This is a genomic window from Bacillus sp. FSL L8-0193 (assembly GCF_037976065.1).
GTDB classification, from domain to species: domain Bacteria; phylum Bacillota; class Bacilli; order Bacillales; family Bacillaceae; genus Bacillus; species Bacillus paralicheniformis.
On sequence record NZ_CP150261.1, the window covers coordinates 1,650,357 to 1,673,460 of the forward strand.

The 23,104-nt window shown below is 46.7% G+C and carries 25 protein-coding genes; 19 read left to right on the forward strand and 6 right to left on the reverse strand.

Annotated features, from left to right (window positions below; genetic code table 11):
- Positions 1-46 precede the first annotated feature (46 nt).
- From MHH76_RS08355 to MHH76_RS08365, 3 genes are all read right to left on the reverse strand, one after another.
- On the reverse strand, positions 47-1,543 hold the full coding sequence (locus tag MHH76_RS08355) for a monooxygenase (protein ID WP_020451264.1): 1,497 nt from the start codon (positions 1,541-1,543) through the stop codon (positions 47-49).
- A gap of 138 nt (positions 1,544-1,681) precedes the next feature.
- Positions 1,682-1,888 (reverse strand): YlaI family protein, encoded by a 207-nt coding sequence (locus tag MHH76_RS08360; RefSeq protein ID WP_003181456.1) that lies wholly within the window; start codon positions 1,886-1,888, stop codon positions 1,682-1,684.
- 119 nt (positions 1,889-2,007) lie between these two features.
- On the reverse strand, positions 2,008-2,622 hold the full coding sequence (locus MHH76_RS08365) for a YhcN/YlaJ family sporulation lipoprotein (protein WP_020451265.1): 615 nt from the start codon (positions 2,620-2,622) through the stop codon (positions 2,008-2,010).
- Positions 2,623-2,777: 155 nt separating this feature from the next.
- Here MHH76_RS08365 and MHH76_RS08370 point away from each other — a divergent pair, with 155 nt between their 5' ends.
- Positions 2,778-4,106, forward strand: a complete 1,329-nt coding sequence (locus tag MHH76_RS08370) for a PhoH family protein (protein ID WP_020451266.1) — start codon at positions 2,778-2,780, stop codon at positions 4,104-4,106.
- Between the two features lie 142 nt (positions 4,107-4,248).
- On the opposite strand, the gene MHH76_RS08375 is transcribed toward MHH76_RS08370, so the two are convergent.
- Positions 4,249-4,731 carry a hypothetical protein gene (locus tag MHH76_RS08375; RefSeq protein WP_020451267.1) on the reverse strand — a complete coding sequence of 161 codons (483 nt, stop codon included), beginning with the start codon at positions 4,729-4,731 and terminating at the stop codon, positions 4,249-4,251.
- A gap of 117 nt (positions 4,732-4,848) precedes the next feature.
- Between MHH76_RS08375 and glsA the strand changes: the two genes are divergently transcribed.
- From glsA to pyc, 4 genes are all read left to right on the forward strand, one after another.
- Positions 4,849-5,778, forward strand: coding sequence for a glutaminase A (gene glsA / locus MHH76_RS08380; RefSeq protein ID WP_020451268.1), 930 nt, complete (start codon positions 4,849-4,851; stop codon positions 5,776-5,778).
- Positions 5,779-5,910: 132 nt separating this feature from the next.
- Positions 5,911-6,192, forward strand: a complete 282-nt coding sequence (locus tag MHH76_RS08385) for a YlaN family protein (protein WP_003181465.1) — start codon at positions 5,911-5,913, stop codon at positions 6,190-6,192.
- A gap of 333 nt (positions 6,193-6,525) precedes the next feature.
- The gene (locus tag MHH76_RS08390) at positions 6,526-7,737 is read left to right on the forward strand and encodes an FtsW/RodA/SpoVE family cell cycle protein (protein ID WP_020451269.1); all 1,212 of its coding nucleotides are present in this window, start codon (positions 6,526-6,528) and stop codon (positions 7,735-7,737) included.
- A gap of 78 nt (positions 7,738-7,815) precedes the next feature.
- Complete coding sequence (gene pyc / locus MHH76_RS08395) at positions 7,816-11,259, forward strand: pyruvate carboxylase (protein WP_020451270.1); 3,444 nt, start codon at positions 7,816-7,818, stop codon at positions 11,257-11,259.
- An 81-nt stretch (positions 11,260-11,340) separates the two neighbouring features.
- Here the strand turns inward: pyc and MHH76_RS08400 are convergent, their stop codons facing one another.
- Positions 11,341-12,249, reverse strand: a complete 909-nt coding sequence (locus tag MHH76_RS08400) for a heme A synthase (RefSeq protein ID WP_020451271.1) — start codon at positions 12,247-12,249, stop codon at positions 11,341-11,343.
- A 402-nt stretch (positions 12,250-12,651) separates the two neighbouring features.
- Here MHH76_RS08400 and cyoE point away from each other — a divergent pair, with 402 nt between their 5' ends.
- From cyoE to ctaG, 6 genes are all read left to right on the forward strand, one after another.
- Positions 12,652-13,578, forward strand: a complete 927-nt coding sequence (gene cyoE, locus MHH76_RS08405; protein WP_020451272.1) for a heme o synthase — start codon at positions 12,652-12,654, stop codon at positions 13,576-13,578.
- Positions 13,579-13,856: 278 nt separating this feature from the next.
- A complete protein-coding gene (coxB, locus tag MHH76_RS08410; protein ID WP_020451273.1) occupies positions 13,857-14,924 on the forward strand; it encodes a cytochrome c oxidase subunit II in 1,068 nt (355 codons plus the stop codon).
- A 29-nt stretch (positions 14,925-14,953) separates the two neighbouring features.
- A complete protein-coding gene (gene ctaD / locus MHH76_RS08415) occupies positions 14,954-16,825 on the forward strand; it encodes a cytochrome c oxidase subunit I (RefSeq protein WP_025811367.1) in 1,872 nt (623 codons plus the stop codon).
- Positions 16,825-17,448 (forward strand): cytochrome c oxidase subunit III, encoded by a 624-nt coding sequence (gene ctaE, locus MHH76_RS08420; protein ID WP_020451275.1) that lies wholly within the window; start codon positions 16,825-16,827, stop codon positions 17,446-17,448. Before ctaD ends, ctaE begins: the two co-directional genes overlap by 1 nt.
- Positions 17,449-17,450: 2 nt before the next feature.
- Positions 17,451-17,780, forward strand: a complete 330-nt coding sequence (gene ctaF, locus MHH76_RS08425; RefSeq protein ID WP_020451276.1) for a cytochrome c oxidase subunit IVB — start codon at positions 17,451-17,453, stop codon at positions 17,778-17,780.
- 34 nt (positions 17,781-17,814) lie between these two features.
- Positions 17,815-18,714, forward strand: a complete 900-nt coding sequence (gene ctaG / locus MHH76_RS08430) for a cytochrome c oxidase assembly factor CtaG (RefSeq protein WP_025811368.1) — start codon at positions 17,815-17,817, stop codon at positions 18,712-18,714.
- 56 nt (positions 18,715-18,770) lie between these two features.
- Here the strand turns inward: ctaG and MHH76_RS08435 are convergent, their stop codons facing one another.
- Positions 18,771-19,130, reverse strand: a complete 360-nt coding sequence (locus MHH76_RS08435; protein ID WP_020451278.1) for a YugN family protein — start codon at positions 19,128-19,130, stop codon at positions 18,771-18,773.
- A 168-nt stretch (positions 19,131-19,298) separates the two neighbouring features.
- On the opposite strand from MHH76_RS08435, the gene MHH76_RS08440 reads away from it, so the two are divergent.
- From MHH76_RS08440 to MHH76_RS08475, 8 genes are all read left to right on the forward strand, one after another.
- Positions 19,299-19,745: a CBS domain-containing protein gene (locus MHH76_RS08440; protein ID WP_023857262.1), complete on the forward strand. Its 447-nt coding sequence runs from the start codon at positions 19,299-19,301 to the stop codon at positions 19,743-19,745.
- A gap of 141 nt (positions 19,746-19,886) precedes the next feature.
- Positions 19,887-20,930 (forward strand): CAP domain-containing protein, encoded by a 1,044-nt coding sequence (locus MHH76_RS08445; protein WP_020451280.1) that lies wholly within the window; start codon positions 19,887-19,889, stop codon positions 20,928-20,930.
- A gap of 178 nt (positions 20,931-21,108) precedes the next feature.
- Positions 21,109-21,507, forward strand: coding sequence for a YlbD family protein (locus tag MHH76_RS08450; protein WP_020451281.1), 399 nt, complete (start codon positions 21,109-21,111; stop codon positions 21,505-21,507).
- A gap of 14 nt (positions 21,508-21,521) precedes the next feature.
- The gene (locus MHH76_RS08455; protein WP_020451282.1) at positions 21,522-21,761 is read left to right on the forward strand and encodes a YlbE-like family protein; all 240 of its coding nucleotides are present in this window, start codon (positions 21,522-21,524) and stop codon (positions 21,759-21,761) included.
- A 78-nt stretch (positions 21,762-21,839) separates the two neighbouring features.
- Positions 21,840-21,968, forward strand: a complete 129-nt coding sequence (locus MHH76_RS08460; RefSeq protein ID WP_256163750.1) for a hypothetical protein — start codon at positions 21,840-21,842, stop codon at positions 21,966-21,968.
- 72 nt (positions 21,969-22,040) lie between these two features.
- Complete coding sequence (locus MHH76_RS08465; RefSeq protein WP_020451283.1) at positions 22,041-22,490, forward strand: YlbF family regulator; 450 nt, start codon at positions 22,041-22,043, stop codon at positions 22,488-22,490.
- Positions 22,491-22,560: 70 nt separating this feature from the next.
- Positions 22,561-22,833, forward strand: a complete 273-nt coding sequence (locus MHH76_RS08470; RefSeq protein WP_009328559.1) for a YlbG family protein — start codon at positions 22,561-22,563, stop codon at positions 22,831-22,833.
- 108 nt (positions 22,834-22,941) lie between these two features.
- On the forward strand, positions 22,942-23,076 hold the full coding sequence (locus tag MHH76_RS08475; RefSeq protein WP_256163752.1) for a hypothetical protein: 135 nt from the start codon (positions 22,942-22,944) through the stop codon (positions 23,074-23,076).
- Positions 23,077-23,104 lie beyond the last annotated feature (28 nt).

The window sequence follows — 23,104 nt, forward strand, 5'->3', positions numbered from 1 at the left end:
GTTTCTGCTTTGATTATATCATTTTGTTGCGCATGAAACAAAATGATTAAACAGACTGAATGTGAGAGTTCCCGCACCAGCGGTGGATACCATCGGCAATCAATTGCTCCGCGTTTTCCATGGATTCGTCGACAGCCCAGGCCACGTGGCCGTCGGGACGGATCAGCGCTGCTTTTACCCCATTCCATTCAGGCCTGCCGTCAATTGCTTTCACTTGTATACGGCGGACGTGAGGAATGGTGGAAAATTCCTTCGTTTCTATCCCGAATGCTGCTAATAAAAAGCGTCCATCACGGAGAAAAGTGTAGAGCCGTTTGACAGTACCATCTGAAAGGGTCAGATCGATATCTGGGAGACGTTTTCCGTTCAGCTCATGTTCAGGCATCTTTTCATCTGCTTTGTATTTCACGCTGAGCGCCGCAATTTGTTCTGCCAGATAGCGATTGACGTCTGAAAATCCGAGAATGCCGGATAATAATTCGCGGAGGTACAGGCCTTCACGTGTAAAATCAAACAGCTTTGTTTGGATTTGTGTATTGACGAGCAGCGCTTCCCCGACAGTATGTCTTTCATTATGGTAACTGTCAAGCAGCCAGTCGGGGCACCGTCCGTTGATCTTTGCTGCGAGCTTCCAGCCAAGGTTCATTGCGTCCTGAAGTCCGACATTTAAACCTTGCCCTCCTGCAGGAAAATGAATATGCGCGGCATCTCCAGCCAAGAAAATTCTGCCGGAGCGGTAATGCTCTGCCAACTTGCTGGCATTTCCGAAGCGGGACATCCAAACCGGGCTGTCAATTCCAAAGTCCGTGCCGCAGATGCGGTTGAGTTCTTTTTTTAATTCTTCCAGTGTGACGGGCTCGTGAAGCAAAGCTTGAGGCATGTGCGGCGCCGTTATGAGGACGCGGAAAATGCCGTCGTCTAAAGGCACGATCACAACGCCGCCTTCACGGTTCACGCAAGTATAAAAATGCGATTCCGGCGGATTTTCAAGCGACACATCCGCAAGCATTGCGGTGATATTCGCATCAGTTCCTGAAAAAGCGATACGCGCCTGCTTGCGGATGGTACTTCCGGCTCCGTCAGCACCGACGATATAGGAAGCGGTTAGAAAGGACAGGCCGTCGGGTCCCTGGACGACGAGCTCGGCCGTTTCCTCATACTCGCGGAAAGCGAGAACTTCATGATCGCGAAGGATGCAGACACCGAGATTTCGCGCATGTTCCTCAAGCACCTTCTCGGTTTCGTACTGAGGGATGATCAATGTAAAATTGGCTTGCGTATCAAGCGCAGAAAAGTCCAATCCAGTCTTTAGACCGGCAAAATGCCCCGAAGGGCTCGGCTTGCCAATTTCCTTAAACCGTTCTCCAAGCCCCCTCATTTCAAGTATTTCGATTGAGCGCGGATGCAGCGTGAGCGCTTTTGAGAATGGCGAAGGCTCTTTCAGCCGTTCGACAATACAGGTCCGGACACCGGCCAAAGCCAGCTCGGAAGCCGTCATCAGACCGACGGGGCCGCCGCCTGCAATCAGTACATCAAAATCCATGATGAATCACTCCTTTTTTGTTACGCATGAAACAATTTTAACATACTACAAATGAAAATGTTTATCAACTATAATCTTTAATTTTGTTACTCGTGTAACAAAAAAGCCGATAAAAAAGCATGGAGCTTGTCCATGCTTTCATGACTTGATCTGCTCTTTATCTTTTCTGTGCGGATATAGCTTAAAACGGCCGGTTTTCATCCGGTTTTCTGTTTTGATTTTAATTCGTTCGCTGCATTCATGGCACATATAAGTATGTATCGGCCGGTTTCGGAGACGTTTGGCAATGAGTGTGTCATCATCGATTTTTTCGATTTTGTCACACAATGAACACTTTACCCTCACTTGATTCACCTCACTTACGATTCATTATACCTTAATCAATCGGACAAATAAATTTTCTCCTATAGAAAAAAGGAAAAAGCCTGTGCCGTCAAGAAAACAGTGGCACAGGCTTTTAAAAGTTATGGCTGCCGATTTTTCATATGCTTGTTTGATTGCTTATTCTGCTCCTTTTCAAGCTGTTTCTGGTTTCTGTCATTCAACTGGTCGTTGTTGGATTTTGTAGGATTTGTTTGCTGATTGTCTGTTGCGTCGTTCGGCACTTCAGGAAGGACGCGCCCGACGATGGCTGCCAGCTCGTCGAGAATCCCTTTGACAGGGCGTCCCGCTTGAATTTCCCTGCCCATTGCCCGCAGGCGGTTGACGGTGTCGGGATCTGCGACAACGGCGGCGTTTGCTCCGTAAGGGTCATTCTGCAGCGCTTCAGCCACGGAATACTTAATAGATTCGACTTTGCTGCGCTCCAAATTGTCTTTCACATCAATTCCGACGACGGCTAGCCTGCCGAGCACGACGGCGGTTGCATCATTGACACCCGGAACGCTTTCGGTGATCTTCACAAGGCGCCGCGAGATGGCTTGCCCGTCTTTACGGTTCACCGGCTCTTGAGAGCTGTTTTTTACTTGAATCGGTTTGTTGCCGGGAAGCTCGTTCGCTTCATTTCGGGCATTATTTTGAATGCCGCAGGCTGAAAGCAGCATAACGGTTTGAATTAGGATCAAAAAAAAGATTCGCACTTGAGGTTGCCTCCTTAAAAATGCTTTCATTAATTTTTATTGTTGAATTAACCTTCTATCTTTATTCACAAAAACATATATTTTAGCGGGCGCTCCATCAGCTTTTAACCCAATTGAAAAGAAAAGGCTAAAAATCCTGATCAGGAGGCGGAAGATTGAGTAAAATTTATGTGCTGGATACGAATGTGTTATTGCAGGATCCGAATTCAATCTTTTCTTTTGAAGATAACGAGGTTGTCATCCCGGCTGTCGTATTGGAGGAAGTCGACTCAAAGAAACGCTACATGGATGAAATTGGGAGGAATGCAAGGCGCGTATCTAAATTGATAGATGATTTGCGTTTAAAAGGAAGGCTGTATGAAAATGTTCCCCTACCAAACGGAGGAAGCTTGAGAATCGAGCTGAACCATCGCTCTTTTCAGCAGCTTCAAGAAATTTTTATCGAAAAAACAAGCGACAACCGTATTTTAGCCGTAGCGAAAAACCTCAGCCTGGAAGAGGAAACGAAAGAAGACGGCAGGCCGGTTATCCTTGTCAGCAAAGATATGCTGATCCGTGTCAAAGCCGATGCCATCGGCTTGATGTCAGAGGATTTTTTGCACGACAGGGTTGTCGACAATGATGATATATACAGCGGTTATACAGACGTGTACATTCGCCCGGATCAGATGAATTCCTTTTTTGAACATCACGATTTGCCGCTTCACGAAATCAGCAGTGAGATGCTGCGTCCGAACCAGTTTGTCGTCATGAAGGACGCGCTCGGCGGATCATCCTCTGCCGTAGGGATCGTAGATCAAAGCGGAAAAGCCGTTAAAAAGCTTGTTTTCGATCAGGAACAGGTTTGGGGCATACGTTCGCGAAATGTACAGCAGACGATGGCTTTGGAACTTCTTTTAAGACAAGATATTCCGCTTGTCACCCTGATTGGAAAAGCCGGCACAGGAAAAACCCTGCTTGCGTTGGCAGCAGGGCTGCTGCAGACAGAAGACCTGGGGAATTTTAAAAAACTTGTTGTCACAAGGCCGATCGTTCCTGTCGGAAAAGATCTCGGCTATCTTCCGGGTGAAAAAGAAGAAAAACTTCGTCCGTGGGTCCAGCCTATTTTTGATAACCTGGAATACTTGTTCAATGCAAAAAAGCCGGGGGAGCTTGATGATATTTTAGCGGGGATGGGCTCCATTCAAGTCGAAGCCCTCACATATATAAGGGGCAGAAGCATTCCTGACCAATTCATCATCATTGATGAGGCTCAAAATCTGACCAAGCATGAAGTCAAAACGCTTCTGACCCGCGTCGGGGAAGGCAGTAAAATCGTATTGATGGGAGACACCGAACAGATCGACCATCCTTATTTAGATGCGATGAACAACGGCCTGGCCTATGTTGTCGAGCGCTTTAAGGATCAAAAAATTTCCGGAAACGTGAAGCTTTTAAAAGGAGAGCGCTCCCGGCTCGCCAGGCTTGCAGCCGATCTGCTGTAAATAAAAAAACCCGGGCGTTTAACCCGGGTTGCAACTTGCATGGCCCGCGGGCCGGGTTGCCGGCAAGTGCCGATAGCCCGGCCGGGAAAGAGGAGGCGGAGTTTTTCATCGCCTCCGGCGCACCCGTTGCAGTGTTGTAGCTTTAAACAATGTGAATTTCTTTTACTCGTTTCACAGGAGTCATCCTGTTTGAACCGTCGGGAAAATAAACGTGTACAGGCCCGTCTTCGCCAAGCGGCTTGCCATTGTTGCTGAAGCAGAGAATCATGCCGCCCGCTTCTTCGATCGGAACGGAAACGTCTTCACCTTCCGTTTTGAAGAGGCATTTGACGGCGGAGCCTGTCACCTCCGCATTTTTTAAAAAAGGTTCAAGCTTGATCCCGAAAGTGCCGTCAAGCAATTTCTCCTTTTCATATTTTTTCTCTGATTTCAGTGTCGGCGGCGATACAGTACCTTCCCTGATTTGCCGTTCCCGGTCAATCACAAGGTCGTCTTCTTCATCTTTTACCTCTCTGAAATCTGAAAAGAACTGATCGAGATCAAATTTTCGGTCATCAAAAATCCAAACGCTCGGATCGAGCGTAATCGAATACTTTACATTTCCTGTGATCGTTACAATGCTCATGTCTCTACCACTCCCTCACAAAAATTATAAGCGCTTTCTTTCAAATTGTCACTTCTCATAACAAAAGCCCTCTCCGGGAAAGATAACAGCAACGACGCTCGGATGGAGGGAAAAAACTTGAATTGCCGGGATAATGAGGAGCTTGAATATTTTGTCACGGAAGCGAAAAAAGTGACGGACAAAGGAAAGGTTGCATCTTACATACCGGCTTTGGCTGAATTATCGGAGGACGATTTATCGGCGGCGGTCTACTTTACGGACGGGACGTGTATATCAGCGGGAGACGTGGAAAAAGCCTTCACTCTGCAAAGCATCTCAAAAGTATTGTCGCTTGCTCTCGTCCTGATCGATCACGGTCCGGAAACAGTGTTTCATTATGTAGGACAAGAGCCGACTGGTGATCCGTTTAACTCCATCATCAAACTTGAAACCGTCAACCCGGGGAAGCCGCTGAATCCGATGATAAATGCCGGAGCATTGGTGGTGACAAGCATGATTAAAGGAGAGACGAATGCCGATAAGATCGGCAGGCTTCTTGATTTTATTAAAAAACTGGCAAATAACCGGAATATTACCTTTTGTGAGAAGGTCGCCGAATCTGAATTTGAAACCTCGATGGTCAACAGGGCGATGTGCTACTACATGAAAGAGCACGGTATTTTTCAGGCTGAGGTTGAGGATGTCATGGATGTGTATACAAAGCAGTGCGCCATTGAAATGAACAGCTTAGACTTGGCGAAAATCGGTTCTGTTTTTGCTTTGAACGGCAAGCATCCCGAAACGGGAGAACAAATCATACCGAAGGATATCGCGAGAATTTGCAAAACATTTATGGTGACATGCGGAATGTATAATGCCAGCGGCGAATTCGCAATCAAAATCGGCATACCCGCCAAAAGCGGGGTTTCAGGGGGAATCATGGGTCTATCCCCATACCGTTTCGGCATCGGCATCTTCGGGCCCTCGCTTGATGAAAAGGGAAACAGCATCGCTGGAATCCGGCTTTTAGAGCTGTTATCGGCGAACTACAGTTTAAGCATTTTTTAAAACGTGAGCGGAAGCTTAAAATGCGAGTCTTTGAAATACGGCGAAAGGACAGAAATAGCTTGCTTTTTTTCGGCTGAGGCTTTATCATAAATAGAAGAATTAGGTACTCGCCTGGGGAACGGAGGGATACTTTTGGCGTCTGAGATTGTAGTCGACCATCGTGAAAAAGCACTTGCCCTGTTAAAACGTGATGCTGATAAAATCTTAAAGCTGATTCAAGTGCAAATGGACAACTTAACGATGCCTCAATGTCCTCTTTATGAAGAGGTTTTAGATACACAAATGTTCGGACTCTCTAGGGAAATTGATTTTGCTGTCCGCCTTGGATTAGTGGATGAAGAAGAGGGTAAAGAACTGCTTTACAGGCTGGAACGTGAATTGTCTGCATTACATGATGCATTTACAAAAAAATAAATGAACACCTCAGAAGAATCTTTCTGTCTGAGTCAGCTTGTCGACGACGTTTCGATAGAAACAAACTGCCGGCAGGCTTTTTTTGTTATGGAATGAGAAAGAAAACGTCCGCTGATGAAGGAATGAATGCTGTTCGTGCCGAATAAACGAAGACGCATGGTATGCCGATAAAAAAATAGAACGGCAGTCTTGGAACAGACGGACTTTTCTTTCAGACGAGATTCGAAGTCTTATGAAAAGGGTATCTTTCGTGCTTTTTAAGAAAGTGTAGTAAAATAACGAAGGAGTTACCACAAACACATTTTGAAGGCAAGTAAGGAAGAGGATAATAATATGATAAAAAGAATGCTCAAATCCTATGATTATTCATTAATCTTCGCTGTATTCCTGCTGTGCGGGTTCGGGCTCGTCATGGTGTACAGCTCAAGCATGATCACAGCCGTGACAAGGTACGGACAAGACAGCAGCTACTTTTTTGACAGGCAGCTGATGTTTTTGGTGCTCGGAACCGTCATATTTTTATGCGCGGCGCTTTTTCCGTATAAGGCTTTTGCCAATCAAAAATTCCAAAAGTTTTTGCTGCTCATTTCCGTTGTCGCTTTGTTCGGGCTGTTCGTTGTCGGACACGTGGCCGGGAATGCCCAAAGCTGGTTCAGGGTTTCGAATTACGGCATCCAGCCGGGGGAGTTTGTCAAGCTGACCGTCATCTTGTATCTTTCTTCCGTCTATGCCAAAAAGCAAAGCTATATTGACAACTTGGGAGCCGGAATCGCCCCTCCCGCGATCATCACGCTTTTCATTTGCGCACTGGTCGCTGCTCAGCCGGATGTGGGAACGGCCTTTATCATCGCTTTAATCGCTTTGTGCATTATTTTGTGCTCGGGATTCAGCGGCAAAACGCTGTTAAAGCTCGTACTTTTGGCCGGGGCTGTCCTTGTGCTCGTCAGCCCGCTCATTTATTTCAACTGGGACAGCATTTTAACAGAAGGACGGATGAATCGGTTTGAAAGCTACCAAAACCCGTTTAAAGACGCACAGAAATCTGGTTTTCAAGTCGTCAACTCCTACTTGGCGATCGGTTCGGGAGGGCTGTTCGGCCTGGGTCTCGGCGAAAGCGTGCAGAAGTATGGATATCTGCCTGAAACGCACACCGATTTCATTATGGCGGTCATCGCCGAGGAGCTCGGCATTTTCGGCGTCCTTTTTGTCGTGCTGCTGCTCGCTTTCATCGTTTTAAAAGGGTTTTATATTGCGAGAAAATGCGACGACCCGTTTGGAAGCCTGCTTGCGATCGGGATATCAAGCATGATCGCCATCCAGTCTTTCGTGAACCTGGGCGGCATATCCGGCTTGATTCCTTTGACAGGGGTGACGCTTCCGTTTATCAGCTATGGAGGGTCATCGCTCATTCTGCTGATGGCAAGCGCGGGGATATTGGTGAACATCAGCATGTTTAATGAATACTTTGACCGGTTCAAACGAAAACAGCCTGTCGATACTACAAAAACCAAAGAAAATCAATATAAAAAAAGTATAAATTTTTAAAAAACTAAGCGTGTACAATGTCCATCCGATTCATTTAGAATAGATACATACTTAAAACAGCGGATGAGGGGGAACGACATGTCACAACAGTCTATTCAAAAAGTTCTTGTTGCAAACAGAGGGGAAATCGCTATCCGCGTATTTCGCGCCTGCACAGAACTGAATATCCGTACGGTAGCGATCTATTCTAAAGAAGACAGCGGATCATACCACAGATACAAAGCCGATGAAGCATACTTGGTCGGCGAAGGGAAAAAGCCGATTGATGCTTATCTTGATATTGAAGGGATCATCGAGATTGCGAAACGCAACCATGTGGATGCCATCCATCCGGGCTACGGCTTCCTGTCTGAAAACATTCAGTTTGCCAAGCGGTGTGAAGAGGAAGGCATCATCTTTATCGGACCGACCTCCAAGCACCTCGATATGTTTGGAGACAAAGTAAAAGCCCGTGAACAAGCTGAAAAAGCAGGAATTCCCGTCATACCGGGGAGCGACGGCCCAGTGGCTGATATCGCGGAGGTCAAACAATTTGCGGAGGAGTTCGGATATCCGTTTATCATCAAAGCGTCGCTTGGCGGCGGCGGCCGCGGCATGCGGATCGTCAGAGACGAATCGGAGCTGGAGGAATCCTATAACAGGGCAAAATCAGAGGCGAAAGCCGCTTTTGGTAATGATGAAGTGTATGTCGAAAAGCTGATCGAAAAGCCGAAGCACATTGAAGTTCAAGTCATCGGAGACAAAGAAGGTAACGTGGTTCACCTTTACGACCGTGACTGCTCTGTGCAAAGGCGTCATCAAAAGGTTATCGAAATAGCGCCGAGCGTTTCGCTTTCTGAGTCCCTCCGGGAAAAGATTTGCGATGCTGCCGTTAAGCTTGCGAAGAATGTTGATTATGTCAATGCCGGTACGGTCGAATTTTTAGTTGCGAACGATGAGTTTTTCTTTATTGAAGTCAACCCGCGTGTTCAGGTGGAGCACACCATTACGGAAATGGTGACGGGTGTCGATATCGTTCAGACACAAATCCTGATTGCTGCCGGACTCAGTCTGGGCAGCAGCGAAATCAGCATTCCGAACCAGGATGCCATCACGCTGCACGGATATGCGATCCAGTCAAGGGTTACGACTGAAGACCCGTCAAACAATTTCATGCCTGACACAGGCAAAATCATGGCATATCGCTCAGGCGGCGGTTTCGGGGTGAGGCTTGATACCGGAAACAGTTTTCAGGGCGCTGTCATTACGCCTTATTATGACTCGCTGCTTGTTAAGCTTTCAACCTGGGCGCTGACGTTTGAACAGGCGGCGGCCAAAATGGTCCGCAACCTACAGGAATTCAGGATAAGGGGAATCAAAACGAATATTCCTTTCCTTGAAAACGTGGCGAAACACGAAAAATTTCTCACAGGGCAATACGACACGTCATTTATTGATACAACACCGGAACTCTTTGTCTTTCCTAAGCAGAGAGACCGTGGAACAAAAATGCTGACGTATATCGGGAACGTAACGGTCAACGGCTTCCCGGGCATTGATAAAAAGAAGAAGCCGGAGTTCGACAAGCCCCAGATCGTCAAAACGGATGTCGATCAGCCGATCGCGAGCGGAACAAAACAGATTCTTGATGAACGCGGAGCTGAAGGGCTCGTCAAATGGGTGAAAGATCAAGAGGAAGTGCTCCTCACTGATACGACGTTCCGCGATGCCCATCAGTCACTGCTTGCGACAAGATTCAGAACGCATGATTTGGAGAAAATCGCCAATCCGACAGCTGCGCTCTGGCCTGAGCTTTTCAGCCTTGAAATGTGGGGCGGCGCCACTTTTGATGTCGCTTACCGTTTCTTGAAAGAAGACCCGTGGAAAAGGCTTGAGAAGCTGCGGAAGGAAATTCCAAATACGATGTTTCAAATGCTGTTGAGATCTTCGAATGCCGTCGGGTATACAAACTACCCTGACAACCTGATTAAAAAGTTTGTCAGCGAATCCGCTGCGGCCGGAATCGATGTATTCCGCATTTTTGACAGCTTGAACTGGGTTAAAGGGATGACGCTCGCCATTGATGCAGTGCGCGAGTCGGGCAAACTTGCCGAAGCCGCGATCTGCTATACCGGAGACATTCTCGATCCGAACAGAACAAAATATAACCTTGAATATTATACGTCAATGGCAAAAGAGCTTGAATCAGCGGGGGCGCATATTCTCGGCATTAAAGATATGGCCGGCCTGCTGAGACCTCAAGCAGCATACGAACTGGTGTCAGCTTTGAAAGAGACGATCGATATTCCGATCCACTTGCATACACACGACACGAGCGGCAACGGTATTTTTATGTACGCGAAGGCGATAGAAGCAGGCGTCGACATCGTTGACGTAGCGGTCAGCTCTATGGCGGGCCTGACATCACAGCCAAGCGCAAGCTCGCTTTATCATGCGCTTGAAGGCGATAAACGCCGTCCGCAGCTGAATGTCGATGCGGTAGAGTCGCTGTCTCAATATTGGGAGTCTGTCAGAAAATACTACAGCGAGTTTGAGAGCGGCATGAACGCGCCTCATACCGAAATTTACAAGCATGAAATGCCTGGCGGCCAATACAGCAACCTTCAGCAGCAGGCTAAGGGAGTCGGCCTCGGTGATCGCTGGAATGAAGTGAAAGAAATGTACAGCCGGGTCAACCACCTGTTCGGGGACATCGTAAAGGTTACGCCGTCATCTAAAGTCGTCGGGGATATGGCACTTTACATGGTGCAAAATAACCTGACGGAAGATGATATTTACGAAAGAGGAGAATCACTCGATTTTCCTGACTCAGTAGTCGAGCTTTTTAAAGGGTATATCGGCCAGCCTCACGGCGGATTCCCTGAGAAATTGCAAAAGCTGATTTTGAAAGGGCAGGAGCCGATTACAGTGCGCCCTGGAGAACTTCTCGAACCCGTTTCGTTTGACGATATAAAAGCGGAGTTTAAGGAAACGCATGATCTGGAGCTTTCCGATCAGGATGCTGTTGCATATGCGCTTTATCCGAAAGTGTTTACCGAGTATGTTAAGACAGCGGAACTGTACGGGGACATCTCAGTGCTTGATACACCGACCTTCTTCTACGGCATGACGCTCGGCGAAGAAATCGAAGTCGAGATCGAAAGAGGGAAAACGCTGATCGTCAAACTTGTCTCTATCGGCGAACCGCGTCCTGATGCAACGAGAGTCGTCTACTTTGAACTGAACGGCCAGCCTCGCGAAGTGGTCATTAAAGACGAAAGCATTAAATCGTCCGTTCATCAAAAGGTGAAAGCCGACCGTTCAAACCCGAATCATATCGCGGCGTCCATGCCGGGAACGGTGATTAAGCTTCTTGTAAGCAAAGGGGACCAAGTGAAGAAGGGCGATCATTTAATGATCAATGAAGCAATGAAAATGGAAACGACCGTTCAGGCTCCGTTTTCAGGAACTGTTGAAAACATTCATGTGACAAACGGAGAAGCCATTCAAACCGGCGACCTCCTCATTGAGCTGAAAAAATAAAAGTGCGGCCGCTGACTTTTGTCGGCGGCCTTTTTTTATGAAAAAATCCCCCGCAACAGGCGGGGGATCAACCGTTTATTGTTATTTTTGCGCCTGTCTGCGATAGCGCGCAACAAGCAGCAGGAAGTAGCAAAGGATTCCGAACAGGCAGGAAATGAAGAAAGCGTGGGCGAGTGCAAATCCCAAATCCAGCCTGCTGTAGACAACCGCAATTCCTGAGGCAGCCTGAAGGATAATCAGGATCAGGGAAATCATCCAGCCCCAATAAATGCGTTTTTGATTTTTATACTGTTTGGCCGCATGTATCGCTGCCGCAATGATCCAAGCGAACAGAAGAAGCGCCGCAGCCCTGTGTCCCATCTGCACCCATTCGTGAAACTTCCCTGGGAGCCAGCCGTTTTGTGTGCTGCACATCGGAAAGTCAAGGCACGCAAGGCTTGACTTCGTATGCCGGACATATGCGCCTGTATAAACGACGACATATGTGTATATAATGATTCCTATCATATGAAACTGCATGGTTTTTCCTATATAAAACGATTCGGCTTTCTGCTTGCTGTCAGCTTCAAACACGAGGAGCGTCAACAGCAGAACAGATGCAAAGGAAATAAGCGAGATTCCGAAGTGCAAAGCCATGATCAGGGCCGAAGACCCGAAGACGACCGCCGCAGCGCCCAGGAGCGCCTGAAGAATGAGGAAGACGACCGACATCACCGCAAGAAATTTCGTTTCTCTAATATGGCCGATTTTTTTCCATGTCCAAATGGCGAGAGCCAGCACAAGGACGCCGGATGTGCCGCTGACAAACCTGTGGCTCCATTCGATAATCGATTCAAGGGTTAGAGCCGGGAATATGCTTCCGTTGCAAAGCGGCCAAGATCTGCCGCAGCCCATTCCCGAACCCGTCTTTGTGACGAGGGCGCCGCCGATCAGCACGAAAAGCATGGCGATAGTTGTGATAATTCCCAAGCCTTTTAATGCTTTATTCATAAATTCAATTCTCCTTTTTTAATGCAAACTGACTAATAAAAAGATATTTGCCACCTTCAAGTGTAAGCGAATTGATGTTCTGCTGCAATTCATAATGATTATTGTTCACAAAAATGCAATAGAAGGCGTTCACATTTTTATTGGTTTTGAAGACTTGATAATTGTGGCTTCGTTTGATAGAACTATATTAGAATGACAGTGGTTTTCCGCTCTTGTTCACAATTTTTCCTTCATCTGTAAAGAAAGTCATAAAAAGTTCACAAATATAAACCGGTTTGTCGATTAATATTTAATAGGCTGTTTTTTTCCAACCGGTAATCTTGTATGATAGAGTTGTAGGTTTTTTATGAATATACCGCTTCTCTTGACGTGATGAAGGTTTGAGTAAGGGGGGTTAGTATTATGGCTGAAACAAGAATTACAGCTGATACAGCAATGAATGGACAAATAGAAGAGACGACAGCATGGAAAGATTTCCTCGCCCTTATCAAAGTCGGGATTGTTTACTCGAACCTGATAACAACTTTTACGGGCTTGTGGCTCGCTTTTTACTTTTCAAATCTGAGCTTTCTAGGAAACCTTGATATCGTGCTGTTCACTTTAGCGGGATCCTCGCTTATTATCGCAGGATCATGCGTCATCAACAACTATTATGACCGTGATATTGACCAGCTTATGCAGCGGACGAGAACAAGGCCGACGGTGACTGGTAAAATCCAGCCTTCACAGGCATTGTGGTTCGGCATTCTGCTGACTGCGCTCGGTTTTATCATGCTGCTGATGACCAATCTGACAACTGCCGCAGTAGGCTTTGTCGGCGTCTTTACGTACGTGTTTCTATACACGATGTGGTCAAAGCGCCGCTATACCGTTAATACGATTATCGGAAGTGTGTCAGGGGCTGTTCCTCCTTTGATCGGATGGACCGCTGTCCAAGGCTCCATCGGAGTTGAGGCATGGGTGCTGTTTTTAATCATGTTTATTTGGCAGATTCCCCACTTTCTGGCGCTTGCGATTAAGAAAACGGAGGAATACAGAGCTGCAAATATACCGATGCTGCCTGTTGTACACGGTTTTGAAGTGACGAAAAGGCAAATCATCATTTGGATTGCCTGCTTAATGCCGCTGCCGTTTTTCCTGGGCGGACTCGGACTGCCGATCGTCATTTTGGGAACGGTACTCAATATCGGCTGGCTCGTTTGCGGTCTGGTCGGTTACAGAAGCAAAAATATCATGAAGTGGGCAACGCTCATGTTTGTATATTCATTAAATTACTTGACCATATTCTTCGTTGCCATGGTCGTATTCACACTTTTTAAAATTGGATAGAACTCTATAATTCATCACATTGAAGGCTGTCACTTAACACTTCAAACAGACAACAATCATGTAAAAGCCGCCTTATCGATTTTTTTCGATTATGTTTAACAAGGCGGCTTTACGTTCATACATAGATGGTATTTTGAGTAAAAAACCTCATTATTTAAGAAATGAGGAAATGTAAGTGCTTTAATTTAAGTGGGGAGTCAGATGAATGAATAGGTGTCCTATAAACGTTTGAACAGTGAAAGTTTCAAAAGGATTGATTGAAAAGGGGTTGGGAAGAAATGTTAAAGAAATGGCGTCTGATGTCGCTGTTCACTATTTTGGCGCTCGTTTTAGCAGGGTGCGGAGAACCGTTCATATCAACGCTGCAGCCGGCGGGCGAGGTGGCTGATCAGCAGTATTTCCTAATGATTCTCAGCACGCTGATCATGGTTGTTGTTGTAGTGGTGGTAAGTTTCATTTTCGTATTTGTCATCGTCAGGTACAGAAGATCTAAGCTCGGTGATGACCACATCCCGAAACAGGTTGAAGGAAACCGCAATTTAGAAATTTTATGGACTGTTATTCCAATTCTTCTCCTTCTTATCCTGGTTGTTCCTGTTGTCGCACAGACCTTTGATCTTGCTGATACAAAACCGATGGATAAGAAAAACAGGGATCCGGAGAAGGCGCTGGTCGTCAATGTCCGGGCGAACCTTTACTGGTGGGAATTCGAATATCCTGACTACGGCGTGGTGACGAGCCAGGAGCTGGTCGTGCCGACCGATGAACGCGTTTACTTTAAGCTGAAAGCTTCCGATGTCAAACATTCATTCTGGGTTCCTTCAGTCGGGGGTAAGATTGATACGAACACAGACAATGAAAACAAATTCTTCTTAACGTTCGATTCAAAACGCGCTGAAAAAGCCGGAGACTATTTCTACGGGAAATGCGCCGAGCTCTGCGGACCTTCCCATGCTTTAATGGACTTTAAAGTTAAAGCGGTTTCGAAGGATGAGTTCAAGGAATGGATGAGCGATATGGAAAACTATAAAGCGGGGGCGAAAACCGATCTCGCTGTTGAAGGAGAAAAAGTGTTCAAAGAGAAAAACTGCCTGAGCTGTCATGCGACCGATTCAAAAGACCAAAGGGCGGAAGCGGCCAGAACGGCTCCGAACCTCGCGACTTTTGGAGACCGGTCGACGATCGCCGGTGTGAAGGAATTCAGCGATGAAAACTTGAGAGCGTGGCTCAAGGATCCTGAAAGCATAAAACCGGGCAACAAAATGACCGGCACATACCCTGATTTGAGCGACAAGGAACTTGATGCACTGACTGAATATTTAAAGGGGTTAAAAACGGAAGACTAACGCTTCAAAGGGAGAATGAGGGAGGTTACATTGTGAGTACGCTTAAGAAAAAGCAAGGTTTTGGGGCTGTATTATGGGACTATTTAACGACTGTCGATCATAAAAAGATTGCCATCCTTTATTTGCTGGGCGGCGGGTTCTTCTTTGTGCTCGGCGGAATCGAAGCGATGCTGATCAGGGTTCAGCTGATGATACCGAACAATGACATCATGAGCGGCGGAGTCTACAATGAGATCATGACGATGCACGGTACAACGATGATTTTCCTGGCAGCGATGCCGCTTTTGTTCGCACTGATGAATGCCGTCGTTCCGCTGCAGATAGGCGCGAGGGATGTTGCGTTTCCATTTTTGAACTCGCTCGGCTTCTGGCTGTTCCTTTTCGGCGGCATCTTTCTGAATTTAAGCTGGTTTTTGGGAGGGGCACCCGATGCCGGCTGGACGTCTTACGCGTCGCTTTCCCTTCATTCCGAAGGGCACGGGATCGATTTCTATGTTCTCGGTCTGCAAATTGCCGGGATCGGTACGCTGATTGCCGGAATTAACTTTCTCGCGACGATTATCAATATGAGGGCGCCGGGCATGACATACATGAGGCTGCCGCTTTTCACATGGACGACATTCGTCGCTTCGGCTTTGATTTTATTCGCGTTCCCGCCGCTGACCGTAGGCATCGCGCTCTTGATGCTGGACCGGTTGTTCGGAACGAGCTTTTTCAATCCGGAATTAGGCGGTAATACGATCATTTGGGAGCATCTGTTCTGGATCTTCGGACACCCTGAAGTTTATATTCTCGTACTCCCGGCGTTCGGAATCTTTTCGGAAATCATTCCGGTTTTTGCGAGAAAAAGGCTGTTCGGTTATTCTTCAATGGTATTTGCGACCGTATTGATCGGCTTTTTAGGCTTCATGGTTTGGGCCCACCATATGTTTACAACGGGACTCGGGCCTGTGGCGAACGCCATTTTTGCGGTGGCGACGATGGCCATTGCCGTCCCGACCGGAATTAAAATCTTCAACTGGCTGCTCACGGCTTGGGGCGGGAGCATTAAGTTTACAACGCCGATGCTTTATGCGATTTCTTTTATCCCGTCGTTTGTCATGGGCGGGGTGACAGGTGTCATGCTTGCTGCTGCACCGGCTGACTATCAGTTCCACGACACGTACTTTGTCGTGGCTCACTTCCATTACGTCATCATCGGCGGAGTGGTGTTTGCCATCCTCGCCGGCGCTCATTACTGGTGGCCGAAAATGTTCGGGAAAATGCTGAGCGAAGCGTTGGGCAAAATAACATTTGTGCTCTTTTTCATCGGGTTCCATCTGACTTTCTTCATCCAGCATTGGCTCGGGTTGTGGGGAATGCCGAGACGCGTGTTCACATACTTGCCGAATCAGGGATTTGACATGGCGAACTTAATCAGTTCAATCGGAGCTGTGTTTATGGCGGCTGCTGTCATCATACTCGTGATCAATATTATCGTGACGACTGCCAAAGGGGAAAAAGTCGGCAGCGATCCTTGGCATGACGGAAGAACGCTTGAGTGGGCCGTTTCTTCACCGCCTCCTGAATACAACTTTAAACAGCTGCCTCTGGTCAGAGGCCTTGATGCTTTATGGATCGAAAAAAGAGCCGGCAAGCAGTCAATGACCGCCGCGGAGCCGCTTCAGGACGTCCATATGCCAAACGGATCGATTCTCCCGTTCATCATGTCACTCGGGCTGTTTATATCCGCTTTCGGCTTCATGTACCGGACGGAATTTGCCTGGGGGCTGCCTGTCATTCTGATTGGATTAGGAATCACATTATTTATGATGCTTCTCCGGTCTGTAATTGATGACCACGGGTATCATATTCATAAAGAAGAACTGATGGATGATGACGACAAAGGGGTGAAGGCATAATGCATACAGAAGAGAAATTAACGGCTGAAACCTTCCCGGCTTCTCCTGAAAAAGCTACATTAGAAGGAAAAAATAAGTTTATCGGCTTTTGGCTATTTCTCGGAGGAGAGACGGTTCTTTTCGCGTCTCTCTTCGCAACATACCTTGCGCTGAAGAATTCAAATGCAGGAGGGCCGAAAACGACTGAGATGTTTGACATGGGGCTGGTCTTTCTGGCGACAATGCTCCTTTTAACGAGCAGTTTAACGAGCGTATATGCCATGTATCATATGAAGAACTTTGCTTTTAAAAAGATGCAGGTTTGGCTCGGAATCACTGTTCTGCTCGGTGCAGGCTTCCTGGCGCTTGAAATATATGAATTCACCCATTATATTCACGAATATGGGTTCACCATTCAAAGCTCGGCTCTCGGCTCCGCTTTTTATACGCTAGTCGGCACGCACGGTGCGCACGTTACGTTCGGGCTGCTCTGGATTCTTTCTTTGATGATCAGAAATGCGCGCCGCGGATTAAGCCTTTACAACGCGCCGAAGTTTTTTGTCGCAAGCCTCTATTGGCATTTTATCGACGTTGTCTGGGTGTTTATCTTTACCGTTGTATACTTGATGGGGATGGTGGGATAAAAATGGTGAATAACGAAAACAGAGGGAATCCCAAAACAGATCTTGCCTACCGCAAAAAGAAAAACGCGGAGGACATGAGATATCAGGTTATTTCATTCGGTTTGATGATCGGCTTGACCCTTGTCGCTTTTTTAACGGTCGCCTCAGATGCAGGCGTATGGTTTACGGTGCCGTTCATTCTGCTGCTGGCCGTTATTCAGGTTGCATTTCAGCTGTACTACTTCATGCATATGAGTCAGCGGGGGCATGAAGCGCCGACTTTGTTCCTTTATTCGGGCGTTTTGGTCGCTTTTGTTACCGTTTTGGCTTTTGTAACGCTTATCTGGTGGTAATCGAACCGACATACAGAAAGGAGGATGCCTCATGTTGGGCAGCCTTGAAATATTCGGTTTTCGCGCCCTGTGGAGCCCCTATTTCCTAGGGGCTGTCGTTTTCATAACCGTCCTTTACTTTTTTCTGATGAAACGATTTGGATCAGAAGAAGAGCGGGCATCCAGGAAAGAAATCGGTTTATTCGTGACAGCGATGTTTCTTTTATACGCGTCTAAAGGCAGTCCGATTGATTTGCTGGGACATATTATGTTCAGCGCGCATATGGCGCAAATGGCGGTTTTGTATTTGATCGTACCGCCTTTGATCATCCTTGGCATACCGCCTTGGTTTTGGAAAAAGGTCATTTTTCTGCCGGTCGTCAAGCCGCTGTTCCGGTTTTTTTCAAAACCATTGATCGCGATTATCGTGTTTAACGGTTTATTTTCGATGTATCACATTCCTTTGGTGTTTGATTTTATTAAGACAGATGCCGTTTATCATGCCGTCATTACGGTGCTGATCTTCATTGCGGCGTTTTTCATGTGGTGGCCGCTCGTTCACAAGGTCGAGGAGCTTCCGCAAATGAACGGACTTTTGAAACTCGGCTACATTATGGCTGACGGCATTTTGCTGACACCGGCGTGCGCGCTGATCATGTTCAGCGATACGACCCTGTATTCGACATATTCAGATCCTTCCGCATGGGCGGAGGCAATGAAACTGTGCGTTCCTCTCGATACGCTGAGCGGAATGACGCTTACAGGTCCGGAAATGTTCAGCAGCATGCCTGTTCTGGAAGATCAGCAGCTTGGCGCGATCGTCATGAAAATCTTACAGGAAATCGTGTACGGGACATTTTTGGCGATTATCTTTTTCGGATGGGCGAGGAAGGAAAGAGCCAAAGACGAAAAAGAACTGGAAGAAGAACGATACTCGCCGTCTACGGTTCATTAAGATGAAAAAAGGGTACAGCCTCATCAGAGGGGCTGTACCCTTTTTATGTACGTCTGCTACACTTCAAGCGCTGAAACTTTTTCTTTGATTGAATTCAGCACCGTCTTGCTTGTTTTGAGGAGCTGCGGCGGGAAATGTTCGTTTTCACCGTATTCCACTCCATGCGGATAATAATATTTGCCCAGAAGCGGTGTCATCAGTTTGATGACCGCGCGCCGGGCGCCCACATCGCCTTCGACGGCATATCCGAACACGCGGAGGTAGTACCTGCCTTCCACCATATCGAATTTGCGGTCATATGTGACGCGTTCATAATCCCATTGGCCAGCTCTTACGAACCCTTCGTTTTCCATGATGTCGTCTAACCGGTTAAGGTCAGCAGTCAAGCCTTCGATACCGGATTCTTCAAATTTCATCCCGTAAAACCCCCTTTAAAAAATTACCTTTACTGACAATCATAGTATGAAAGCGTTAAACTTTCAATCCTGGCTTTAGCCGATATATAAATATTTTTGTGAACAGTATGAATCGCGGGCGGCTTGACGACAATATGAACAAACGAAAGACAAGAGGAGGTCTTCTGATTGACACGTGTGAAAGATATTATGACAAAGGAAATATTATATTGTACAGTTCTTGATAATGTGTACGAGGCTGCCGTGAAAATGAAAGACGGAAATGTCGGAGCGATTCCGGTTGTGCTTGATGACGGTTTGGAACTGGTTGGGATCGTTACTGACCGGGATTTGGTGCTGCGGGGGATCGCCGTTAAAAAACCAAATTCGCAAAAAATTACAAATGTCATGACGACGGATCTCATTACGGTAAGTGAAGACGATTCAATTGAAAAAGCGGTTGATCTCATGGGAGATTATCAGATCAGGAGGGTCCCGGTTACACGGGGAAAGACGCTTGCGGGCATCATTACGCTAGGCGATGTTTCAACCCACAAAAAATCAAACCGGCAGGCTGGCGACGCGCTGACATTTATATCGGAAAACGAAGAGAGGCCTGGAGATTTTCTTCATTAAAACATATTTTGTCGCACATCTTAATAGGCTGTATTATCATTGAAAATTCATGTCAGTTCTGTTTAAATGACACTAAAGGCAAGTTTTTGATGCGGTGCGCCGTTTTATGGATAGATTGATCCGTCAGTCGGAGGTGAAAGTTTGAAAAATATATTAAGAGCGATTGTGATCCTTCTCATCGTTGCGGCTTCATACACCCTGTTTATTCAATACGGTTCAACACCTGAGAAAATTGTGAAGGAAGACAAGCCGCAAGTCTCAAACGAGGATGCGAAAAAAGAGAAATCCTTGAACATTCCCGATTCCGGCTTGCTTTCTTTTATCGGAGAGTCGGCTGAGACGATCGAAAAGAAACTGGGGAAACCGGACAGGGTCGATCCTTCAGCATATGATTATGAATGGTGGGTCTATAGCCAAGGGGCAAAACAGTACGTTCAAATCGGCTTGCTTGGCGGCAAGGCCGTGACATTGTTTGCGACAGGCGACGGGTTGAACACCGCTCCGTTTAAAATTGGACGGCCGTCAAGGGAAGTTTTCAAAACCGCCCAGATCGCCCCGTATGTCAATGTTCAATATAAAGGCAGTTCATACCGTTTTGAGTTTTCTGAGGAAGACATGAATACAAGGCCGACGGTGAAAGTCGGAGACATTTATGTTCAGCTGTATATGGATAAATTCGAGGGGACGCTGTCAAGCATCAGGGCATTTGATGCGCCGACTTTCATCAAGCAAAGGCCGTATGAAGTTGTCTACAGAGGCACCCTGATCGAACCTCAAGCATTGACAGAATCGGATTGGAAAAAAATCGAGAAAGCAAATGAGAAGCAGATCTTTGATTTGACGAATGTCATCCGCGCAAGACACGGTCTTTCCCAGCTCTCTTGGGATGAAGGCGTATCAAAAGTGGCATACGGCCACAGCAGCGACATGAAAGAGCACCATTATTTCTCCCATGTGTCAGAAACAGAAGGCACGCTCAAAGACAGGCTGGAAAAAGGGAAAGTGAACTTTGAGCAGGCGGGGGAAAATATCGCGCTCAACTATGTCGACGGGCCTGCGGCGGTTGAAGGCTGGTTAAACAGCGAAGGACACAGAAAAGCGCTGTTAAATGCCGACTATACTCATCTCGGAGTCGGGGTGGACGAGAAATATTATACGCAGAACTTTATTAAAGAATGGCACTAGAGCCCGGGATCATACCCGGGTTTTTAGTTTTTAGAGAAAACCATGAAACTTTTAATGTTTGGTCTGCTGCTCACTCTTCCGCACGGACTCCTATAAAAAGAGGAATTTTTAGGCGAACACATTTTGCCGGGGCGGATTACACTATAGCAGGCATATGTTTTCGGAGGGGGTGTAGACGTTGGCAAATCAAAACGCGCAATCATCCATTGATGAATTTAAGCAATTTATTAAACGGCATCCTAAGTTGATTTCCGAAGTCCGGAAACAAGAAAAAAGCTGGCAGGAAGTATATGAAAACTGGGTTTTGCTCGGGGAAGACGATTCGATTTGGGATCCGTACAGGGAAAAAGAAGCTTCGGCAGAAAAGGAGCCTTCTGCTGGCGGCAAAAACGATTTCATTTCAAAAATGGTGACGGCCGTCCGAAAGATGGATGCCAATCAAATGAATGAGCAGATCAATAAAATGAGCCAGTCTATTTCTTCGCTGCAAAGCTTGCTCAGCCAGTTTTCGGGCGGAAGCCAAAAACAGCAGAATCAAAGCGGCGGCGAGCATCCGTTTTCTTTCCGAAAAGATTAGGGAAGGAGTCAGACATGCGTAAAGAAGTGCAAGAGTATGTGTTCGCTGATGAAGAGCGCCGCCGGTTCATCCGTGAGCAGCCGGTCTGGTACCGCAAGCTTTCGCGGAATCCGAATGACTTGTCAGCCTTTCATCTCGATATGATGAACTTTTATGAAAAAACGATTCCTCACAGGGTCAACCAGCTATCGGGCGGCATTCAGATGGCCCAGATGATGCTTCAAATGTTTCATGCGATGCGCACTCAGGATTAATTTAAAGCCTGAGTCTTTTTTTTATGATGATAAATCGCGTCATTCTGGCAAAGCTAGGTGTAAAGGAGTTGATCTGTGATGAAAAAGTGCTGGCTTGTAATCATGTTGTGCCTCTTGCTGGCCGGCTGCGCCACCCATAAACCAAAACCCAAGGGCGTTTCAGAATGGCGCGATGCAGCTTGTGCAAGCGAAGTTTTTGGAAAATAATAGTTTGGAGGCGGCACAGACATTTTTGAAAACGGCTGTTTTGTGATACACTATAGCTGGAGGTGCATGTCTATGTTTGCCACAATGGAATCGTTGCGGCTTCAAAATGAAGCATATGATTTGGCCAACATGATTCTTCAATCAGAGGCGGCTGAACATTACAGAAAATGCTACAAGCGTCTCCGCGAAGATGAAGAGGCCGGACGTATTATCGCTTCGTTTACGAAAATAAAAGAACAGTATGAGGATGTGCAGCGCTTTGGCAAGTATCATCCTGATTATAAAGAGATATCCAAGAAAATGAGGGAAATCAAACGGGAGCTTGACCTTCACGATACAGTAGCCGAATTTAAAAAGGCGGAAACCGAGCTGCAATCTATCCTAGATGAAGTCAGCGTGGAAATCGGTCAGGCTGTATCAAAACATATCAAAGTACCGACTGGAAACCCTTATTTTGATAATCTTTCATCTTGCGGCGGCGGCTGCGGGTCAGGCGGAAGCTGCGGCTGTAAAGTTTCCTGATGAGGCTCGGTCGCCCCGAGTCTCGTTTTTTTTAGAACTTCATGCACAGAGCGACAGGCAGGTGAACAATTTGGAAATCAGGCGTCAAGGCTTAATCGTTTGGCTGCACTCCTTGAAGCAGGCGAAAATGCTCAGGAAATTCGGAAATGTTCATTACGTTTCAAAGCGGCTGAAATATGTAGTGGTTTATTGCAATATGGAAGATGCCGAAAGAATCATCGCTAAAATACGTTCGTACTCTTTTGTCAAACAGGTGGATCTTTCATACAAACCGTTCTTGAAAATGGAGTTTGAATCCAAGCAGGATAAAGCGAAAGAATACGACTATAAAGCCGGGCTCTAACTTGCTTTATTTTAAAAAAATCCCCGCAGAAATACCTCTGCGGGGTCCTTCTATTCCTTAAAAATCAAGGAGAAGGCAAAGGGAGAGGAGAAACCGGAGGAAGAACTTATGGGGAAACGTAAGTCTTCTCCGCGGTTGGCAACAACATCAATCGATGCTGTTGCTATTATTATCACCACTGAGCCTTTTTGCTATACATATGAATTTGTACTTTGGGTGTTTGTGCCAGAAAACACTTTATGATAAGATAGGAATGATTTTTTTCGAGTTT